The sequence below is a fragment of the Pseudoalteromonas sp. SWYJZ12 genome, assembly GCF_015864395.1.
GTDB classification, from domain to species: Bacteria; Pseudomonadota; Gammaproteobacteria; order Enterobacterales; family Alteromonadaceae; genus Pseudoalteromonas; species Pseudoalteromonas arctica.
Genome location: NZ_JADYXH010000009.1, coordinates 114,441 through 122,762, shown reverse-complemented (window position 1 = coordinate 122,762; position 8,322 = coordinate 114,441). Strand labels below are relative to the sequence as shown.

The window sequence follows — 8,322 nt, the reverse complement described above, 5'->3', positions numbered from 1 at the left end:
AATCAATATTAATATACAATGAAATGAGGCCGCATTTGAGTTTAGGAATGAAAACACCAAACCAAGTGCACAAAAAAGCCAGGAGCAAAAGCTACTGGCCTTCAATTAAAACCGTCAACGTATTTTAGGACGGGACACTCAAAGCCTGTTAGATTAAATAACACACTATTTTATAAAGGATTAGTCATGCGTTTATTAACCGCTGTTTTTATAGGTAGTTTATTTATAGTTTCCAATAGCACACTTGCAGAGCCTGATTTAAAACAGCAAACCATTGGCTATCCGCAACACACACATACATTTAATCGGCTGTTTTAAACGAAGAACGCACAGTTGTCGTTCAGTTACCTAAGAGCTATCAATCTGAGCCAAACAAGGTATATCCTGTTATATATCGCTTAGATGGCGCGGGTAATATACCGCTTGCCAGTGCTGTTATTGAGCGCTTACAAAATAATAATCGTGCGCCTGAGGTTATTATTGTCGCTATTGAAAACACTAATCGCTTAAGAGATTTATACCCCACAGTTAATAAAGAGCCACAAGGCCCGGTAGGTGAAGGCGGAGGCGCAGCAAAGTTTTTAGCATTTATTGAGCAAGAGCTTATGCCCTTGATTAATAAAAGCTATCGTACGCATAACTTTAATGTGATTGCTGGAGGCTCAGCAGCAGGCGTGTTTGCACTTTATACTATGCAAGCTAACCCTGAGCTTTTCCAAGCGCATATTGCTTACAGCCCTGCCGTTTGGTGGAACTATGGCGCACCGGTAAAAGCGACTAAGTCGTTTATCAATAAATCAAAAGACCTGAATAACTATGTTTATATAAATATTGGCGAAGAAACTGGCTTAATGCGTGAGCGATATAATGAGCTGCAGCAAGCTTTACAATCTAATAGCTTGCCAAATTTACGCTTTTTCAGTGACGCATTTGAAAATGTATCGCATAACTTAACATCTGCCGCTGGGGCCTTTAATGCTTACCATCATTTATTTTTACCCAAACAAATGCCCATGAGTGCTTTAAGCGATGATATAGAATCTATTGATGTTTATTATAAAAAGTTATCTCAGCAATGGGGGGAGCAAATAACACCTCCAGAGGCGGCTGTTAGGCAACTTGGTTACAACCTAGTAAATATGCAGCAATATGAGCGGGCTGTGGCAGTATTTAAGCATAATGTTAAGCATCACTCACAATCTGTTGATGCACTATGGGGGTTAGGTTATGGCTATGAATTACAGGGTAATATACAACAGGCACTTATTAAAATAGAGGCTGCTTTAAATGTCGTAGATACCACATACCCCTATTTAGATACCTTAAAAGAGACTAAAAGTAGATTACAAACACAGTTAAATAAAACCCAGTAATATAAAAGGACAATGCGCGGGGCTAGCCTGAGCTTACAGTTACCTTTACAACACGCCACTGATATTTAAATCACTAATCTCTACTTAATAAGCGCTAAATACGCTAAAATTACAGGCTACTTTTTTAGCAATAAGCCCGTAATAAATATGACCTCAGCCACAAGCCCTAGCACTTTTTCCGAACTTGGCCTTATTCCAGAGCTATTAGCTCGATTAACCGATTTGGAATATACCCAGCCTACACCTATTCAAGCTAAGGCTATACCTAGTGTGCTTGCGGGTAGTGACCTAATTGCAGGGGCAAACACGGGTTCAGGTAAAACAGCAACGTTTGCATTACCTATGTTGCAAAAAGCTTTCCTTGAGCAGGGCGCTAAAAATACTGCCAGCAAAGGTAATTTTGTAACGGGGCTTATTTTAGTACCGACGCGTGAGCTTGCTACGCAAGTGGCCGATAGCGTTAAATCGTATTCTGCTAACTTTAATGGTGCAATTAAAACAGTTGCGGTGTTTGGTGGTGTATCGGTTAATACACAAATGCAGGCACTGCGCGGCGGCGCCGATATTATTGTGGCAACACCTGGTCGCTTACTTGATTTAATCTCAAGCAATGCGATTAAGCTCGATAATGTAACTACGCTTGTGCTTGATGAAGCCGACCGTATGCTAAGCCTTGGCTTTACCGAAGAGCTAGCTGATCTTTTAGCGTTAATGCCTGCTAAAAAACAAACCATGTTGTTTTCAGCAACTTTCCCTGAGCAAGTTAAGCTATTAACGCAAGAGCTTTTAAACGACCCAGTTGAAATACAAGTACAAAACAAAGACGAAAGCACTTTAGTACAACGTGTTTTTACGGTTAATAAAGGTGAAAAAACCACGGTTTTAGCGCATTTAATTAAAACCCATAAATGGCGCCAAGCGCTGATTTTTGTGAACGCCAAAAAAGATTGTGAGCACTTAGCCAGCAAACTTGAAAAACGCGGTGTTAATGCACAAGTATTTCATGGCGATAAAGGCCAAAGTGAGCGAACTCGTGTAATAGAAAAGTTTAAAGCGGGCGAAATCGAAGTACTTATCGCAACCGATATTGCTGCACGTGGTTTGGATATTGAAAAGCTGCCAGTGGTAATAAACTTTAATCTACCACGCAGTCCTGCTGATTACATGCACCGTATTGGTCGAAGCGGCCGTGCTGGTGAAGTAGGCTTAGCGCTTTCATTGGTTGATTATGAAGATTTGCATCACTTTAAAATAATCGAGAAGAAAAACAAACTACGCCTAGAGCGTGAAGAAGTAACCGGTTTTGCTGTAAACCAAGCTAATCTTGATGCAGCTGATGCGCTTAAAAATGAAAAGCCAATGGCAAAACCAGAAGGCACAGGCAAGAAAAAGAAAAAAAATAAAGCCGATGATATAGATGATGTGTGGAGTGGCTGGCGTCGTAAGTAACAATAGAGCTAAATAAATAGCTGTAAAAACCCGTAATTAGTAAACCTAATTACGGTTTTTTTTTTTGTGGCTTTAACTTAAAGCGTTAGTTTTAAATTAATGGTCGTGATCTTCATCTTCTATTTCTTGTGCAATCCCTAACCAGGTAATGCTTGCAGGTGGAAAAGTTAACTCTAGCTCACTTTCAATTTCTAGATCTTCAAGGTGTACTTGCACTATGTGTTGAGCAATTGGATCGGCAATATAAGCAAACTGACCACTTTGCGCCACTGTCATACTAAAGCTCATTCCTTCGGGCATTGTGGTTACGTCTGCTTGAGTAATATCTACTTGGCCTGCGAGTTCCCAGTGCATTTCACCGTCATGTTCATGCCCAGTAAGTACATTTAAAAAGCCTAGGCTGTCGAGTATTAAAAAGTGTTCACCACTGGCTGAAAAAGAATAAGAAACAGCACTTGCGCCATCAGCAAGTTGCCATTCTACTTCTTCCATTTCGGCATTTTCAGGATGAATGCTAAGCAATACTGAACCACTGCAATCATGCCCTGCGGCAATACCAAAAATTGTGTCATTGCTTTTATGGCCGTACAAAGTACCAATGCGCTGATCGCCTACGGCATCTATATTTACAACTTTTTGAGCGCTGTATACATCACCTTGCTGATGGGCAATCAATACACCATCACCACAACCAAATACAACATAATCGTGATTCTGTGCTGCGCCGTGTAAATCGGGGCAGGTTATTTCTAACGTTTGCTCTAGTTCGTAATTACCATCGTGAAGATGATAAACACCCACTTGATCGGGAAGTACTTTGGCATTTGATGTATTACTTACATCGTCGCGGCGAATGGTTGAGAGTAAATGCTCGCCCCGAGGCTCAGCTACACCATGCATGTTAATGTCGTAGTTAATGCCCGTTAATGTAGTTGTTGTATTGGTAATATCGTTATCGGTTAGCACTTCTACTGAGGCAGGCGTACCGGTTTCTGCATCGCCATCGTAAAATATTGCTAATTGCCCGTCATGAGTTATTAAGTGTGTAGGGCGACTACCACTTGTTAGCTCGTAGCTGCTAAACGCAGGGCCTTGCTCATAATCATGCAAGTGCTCTGCGTGATCTTCGCGCCACATACCGCCGTCTATAAACCCTAGGTAATCTTGAGTACGATTAGCAATAACAGCATAACGAAAGCCTGGTGATGCAGATAACGTGTTTGAGTCATTGTTTAGTGTAAATGTATCAAGTAATTCGTTGTTATCTAAATCAAAAAAGCTAGCTTCGTTACTGTCACCTGCCAGAACGGCAAGCCTGCCAAGTGAGTGTATGGTATAGCCGTCGTCATGGTCGTGATCACCGTCATGATTGTGCTCGTCTTCTACAACAATAGGATCTTTTTCCACAATGTTGGTTTCTGCATCGCCACAGGCCGTAATAAATGTAGCGCTAATAGCGAGTGCAATAAGCTTTAATTGATATAGTTTTTTCATGTTTATTTCCTTTAATTATAATTTTTTAACACTTAAAAATAACCGCGAATACCTAGCGCAAAACTACGTCCTGGACGTGGCGCTATATCCTTTACAAACGAGCTGTGCACGCGTGCTTCTGTATCTGTTAAGTTAGTGCCTCGTAGGTACACAGACATATCTTGGTTTAACACTGAAAGGTCGTAAGAGATGCTCGCATCAACCAAGGTGTAACCGTCTGTGGCTGTTTCTTGTGGGGCTGTGCGGTCTTGCTTTTGATAGCGAGTTACGTGAATATGCGCACTGAGTTTATCTGTTTGATAGCTTAGCTCGCTGCCAAAACGAAGCGGTGGTGTTCGGGGTAAATCGCCGCCGTCTTTAAGGCGTGCACGAACGTAGTCAGAGAATACATCTAGCTTAAACTCGTTAGTTAGTTGCCATGCAACTTGCGCTTCAAAGCCGTGTAAAACTACATCATCTGTTTTAAATAAATAAACGGGTAGCTCTGATGAATGGTCGTGCTCGTCAACGCCTTCTTCTTCATCGCCATGGTCGTGTCCACTTTCGGCGAATAAACCGGTGTCTATTTGGTAATAATAGTTATCTACTTGGTTGTAAAAGGCATTTAAAATAAAGCCAACATCGCCTTGAGTTTTACGTAGGGTTAAATCGATATTATTGGCTGTTTCCAGGTCAATTGCTTGTTCAGATAAACCCAAATGGCCATCTTCATCTAAATCAAATAGTGCGCCTACTTCGTAAGTGCCAGTGCCAATATGCGGCCCAAACGATAACAACTCAGAGGCAGAAGGTGCACGTTCAGAGCGCGATACCGAAAGCCCTAAGTTATAGCTAGATGTAAAATTCCATACTACCCCTGCCGATAAACTGACTGGCGTAAATTCATGCTCTACATCAAATACGCGAGTGGTTTCTGCGCTTTCTTCGTGGTCATGATCATGCTCGTCGGCTTCTTCTGCTTCATCGTGTGCGTGAGCGTCAATATTTGGCAGTAATACGTCGCCTGCTTCAATTGTTACACGCTCTATGCGCCCACCTAACTGCACTAAAAAATCCCCAAAGTGCCTTTCTTCCATTAACGCTACAGCAAAGCTTTCGGTCTCTGATGGAGGAGTAAAGGCCTCTTCACCTTGTGCTTCAACATCGCTTTGCTTGTAATGAAAACTAATACCGCCATTCCATTCGTTAAATTGGTTATGCAGTAGGTCTATGCGTAATTCGTTGGTTTCGTTTTTAAAGGTAGTGCCAACAGCGCCGCTCTCAATTTCAGCGTGTTCGTAGTCGGTATGGCCAGCGCGGAGATTTATTTTGTTTAGCCATTTATTATCTAGGTTGTACTCACCTAATAATTGCACTTTAGTTTGCTCTAAATCAGCAAATACGCTTTCTTCTTCGTCGTTGTGTTCTTCCTCTTCTTCCTCGCCGTGCGTATGACCAGGAATACCGTATTGACGATTAAATTGCTCTACTGCTAAGCCAATAAAGCCGTTATCCATTAAATAGCTAGCGCCAACAGTAAAACCGTCAGACTCTTCATTACTGTTTTCAACTTTGTAATCGCTACTATGGCCTTCACCGTCGCTATCTATATCGGCAGCTACAGGTACCCCGTAGTCATCGGCCTCACGCCAAAATGCATCGGCGTAAAAAGCCACCGAGTCTGTGCCTGTGGTGGCATTAAACGAGGCCACTTTTTGGTTATCTACCGAGTTATGTTCTAGGTTCCATTCACCACGCGTGGTGCTGTCGGTAGGTACGCGGTTATCTACTACATTAACCACACCACCAACTGCGCCACTGCCATAAAACAGCGTTGCAGGGCCGCGTAATACTTCAATTTGTTGTGCGGTAGACGCCTCCGATGCAACAGAGTGATCGGGGCCAACGCGCGAAACATCACTAACATCAAGGCCATTTTGAGTAATAAGTACGCGAGGGCCGCTTAAACCACGAATAATAGGTGTGCTGGCTACTTTACCGTGAAAATTTGTATTAACGCCTGGGAGTTTTTCAAGGCTGTCGCCAAGGGTTGCAGCTTGTTGTCGTCTTAGTTGTTCGCCAGATAAAACACTAACAGGCGATGCAGATTCCATTGCCGACATATGAATAGGGGTCGCTTCAATATCAATAACTTCAATAGGCGAGCGCTTTAAATTAAAAGTAACCGATTGGTTTTCATCATTAGTTATTGTTATATCGCGATGAAGATGCGCATAACCAGGGGCTACAACGTGAAGCTCTTTTAAGCCATTTTTTAGCTCGGTTATAAAAAATTTACCGTTTTCATCGGTGGTTACTTTAAGGTCTGAGCCTTCAACTTCTACTGTTGCATTGGTAACTACTTTACCTTTGTTGTTTAACACAACGCCTTCTATTGTGGATGCCAGCACACTAGCCGGCAATAAAGCTGCTATGAGAACAGCTAATTGTGATCTACGTTTCATTTGACTACCTTGTTGGATGTTATATTATATCAATTATGCGAGTAATGTTATAATATATCAACAGTAGTTAACTGATGTTATTAAAATGTCTCCTTAAAAGTAGCGTTTTTGAGTGGAGACACTGATTTAGTAGAGGAAATAATGAAGTCGAGTCAAAGTGTTATGGATCGTATGGCAATAGGGTTATCGGTAATGTGCACAGTGCATTGCTTTGCAACCCCGGTTATTTTAGCGTTATTACCAAGCTTTGCTGTAATGCAAATAGATAGTGAGCAATTTCATTTATGGATTCTTGCGGCGGTAATGCCAACCAGTTTGTTGGCATTGAGTTTAGGCTGTAAAAAACATAAACGTACACGTTATATGGTGTCTGGTGTAACAGGCTTAGCTTTTATGATATTTGCCGTATTGCTAGGCCATGAAGTGCTCGAAAAAGCGCTAACCTTAATAGGCTCAGCGTTTATTGCTGTAGCCCATTGGTTTAATTATCAGCAATGTCTTAAACAGAATGACGACAACTGCCCATGTTCAGGCGGTGAGCCAGATCAAGTGGTTTAATGCTATAAGTGCTGGTGGTTTAAACGAAAGCTACACTGGCACTTTATTTTTTATTTAAACTTTGTTTTTTTAGATAGCTTAAATATTCGCTAAAAGTACTTTAAAGTAGGTACTTAATTTATTTTTAGCTTAAGTTAACCAATACAGTGCCTCTTATTTTAAAATCTCTTTTGCTTTTAAGTGCCTTAATATGTTTTAAATTAAGCGCAAATACCCCTTATTCAATACCCCGAAGTAACGTGGTTGAGCTCATTGAGCCCGTTAGCGAGCGGGCGTATCCTGTGTATATTCAGCTTCCTAAATCATACCAAAAGCAGCCTAATAAAACGTATCCAGTTATTTATGTAACCGATGCACCGTATACCTTTCCCATCGTTGCTGGGGCTACACGATTCCCTATGAATAGTGGCAAAATGCAACAGGCTATTATTGTAGCAATTGGCTATGAAAAAGGGTCCGCTGGCTCTAACAGCCGAATTAGAGATTACACGCCTACCTTTGCAAAAGATTGGAAAAAGCAAACAGGTAATGCCAAAGGGCATATTCAGTTTTTACAAAGTACAGTTTTCCCTTTTATTGAAAAAAACTATCGGGCCAGTAACTTACAAAGAACCTACATGGGGCATTCGTTAGGCGGTTTATTTGGCGCGACTATTTTATTAACGACACCCGATTTATTTAGCAATTATATTATTGGCAGCCCATCGGTTTGGTTTGATAACAATGCACTATTAGCGTTAAAAGTGAATAAGCCAAAATTGCCTATAAGGGTATATATATCAGTTGGATCTATGGAAACGCCAGCTTTCGGCGAAGGGCAAAATATGGTTGAAGGTGCTAAGCAGCTAACGCAAAAAATTAATGCGCTTAAAAGTGACAATATAGAATTAAAAAGTGTTGTTATTGACGGCGCTAATCATGCAACCGCATTTCCAACAACAGCAATCCAAGGCCTAGATTGGGTGCTGGCTGCAGAATAATGAAGTATGATTTTTATATCGGTT

General features: G+C 41.3%; 5 protein-coding genes and 1 pseudogene. 4 read left to right on the top strand and 2 right to left on the bottom strand.

The window, feature by feature from the left end:
- Window positions 1-186: 186 nt before the first annotated feature.
- A pseudogene (locus I6F42_RS12200) lies at window positions 187-1,373 on the top strand (alpha/beta hydrolase-fold protein).
- A 147-nt stretch (window positions 1,374-1,520) separates the two neighbouring features.
- Window positions 1,521-2,822, top strand: coding sequence for a DEAD/DEAH box helicase (locus tag I6F42_RS12195; RefSeq protein WP_197152310.1), 1,302 nt, complete (start codon window positions 1,521-1,523; stop codon window positions 2,820-2,822).
- 96 nt (window positions 2,823-2,918) lie between these two features.
- On the opposite strand, the gene I6F42_RS12190 is transcribed toward I6F42_RS12195, so the two are convergent.
- Entirely contained in the window at window positions 2,919-4,316 is a 1,398-nt protein-coding gene (locus tag I6F42_RS12190; protein WP_197152309.1) for a 5-methyltetrahydrofolate--homocysteine methyltransferase, read from the bottom strand.
- 32 nt (window positions 4,317-4,348) lie between these two features.
- Window positions 4,349-6,760, bottom strand: coding sequence for a TonB-dependent receptor (locus tag I6F42_RS12185; protein WP_197152308.1), 2,412 nt, complete (start codon window positions 6,758-6,760; stop codon window positions 4,349-4,351).
- A 141-nt stretch (window positions 6,761-6,901) separates the two neighbouring features.
- On the opposite strand from I6F42_RS12185, the gene I6F42_RS12180 reads away from it, so the two are divergent.
- Window positions 6,902-7,318, top strand: coding sequence for a MerC domain-containing protein (locus I6F42_RS12180; protein ID WP_197112666.1), 417 nt, complete (start codon window positions 6,902-6,904; stop codon window positions 7,316-7,318).
- Between the two features lie 146 nt (window positions 7,319-7,464).
- Window positions 7,465-8,298: an alpha/beta hydrolase gene (locus I6F42_RS12175; protein WP_165736402.1), complete on the top strand. Its 834-nt coding sequence runs from the start codon at window positions 7,465-7,467 to the stop codon at window positions 8,296-8,298.
- Window positions 8,299-8,322: the final 24 nt, after the last annotated feature.

Bases quoted from the DNA above. Each gene is read 5' to 3' on its own strand.
- I6F42_RS12185 (WP_197152308.1), bottom strand. From the start codon at position 6,760: ATGAAACGTAGATCACAATTAGCTGTTCTCATAGCAGCTTTATTGCCG.
- I6F42_RS12190 (WP_197152309.1), bottom strand. From the start codon at position 4,316: ATGAAAAAACTATATCAATTAAAGCTTATTGCACTCGCTATTAGCGCT.
- I6F42_RS12180 (WP_197112666.1), top strand. From the start codon at position 6,902: ATGAAGTCGAGTCAAAGTGTTATGGATCGTATGGCAATAGGGTTATCG.
- I6F42_RS12195 (WP_197152310.1), top strand. From the start codon at position 1,521: ATGACCTCAGCCACAAGCCCTAGCACTTTTTCCGAACTTGGCCTTATT.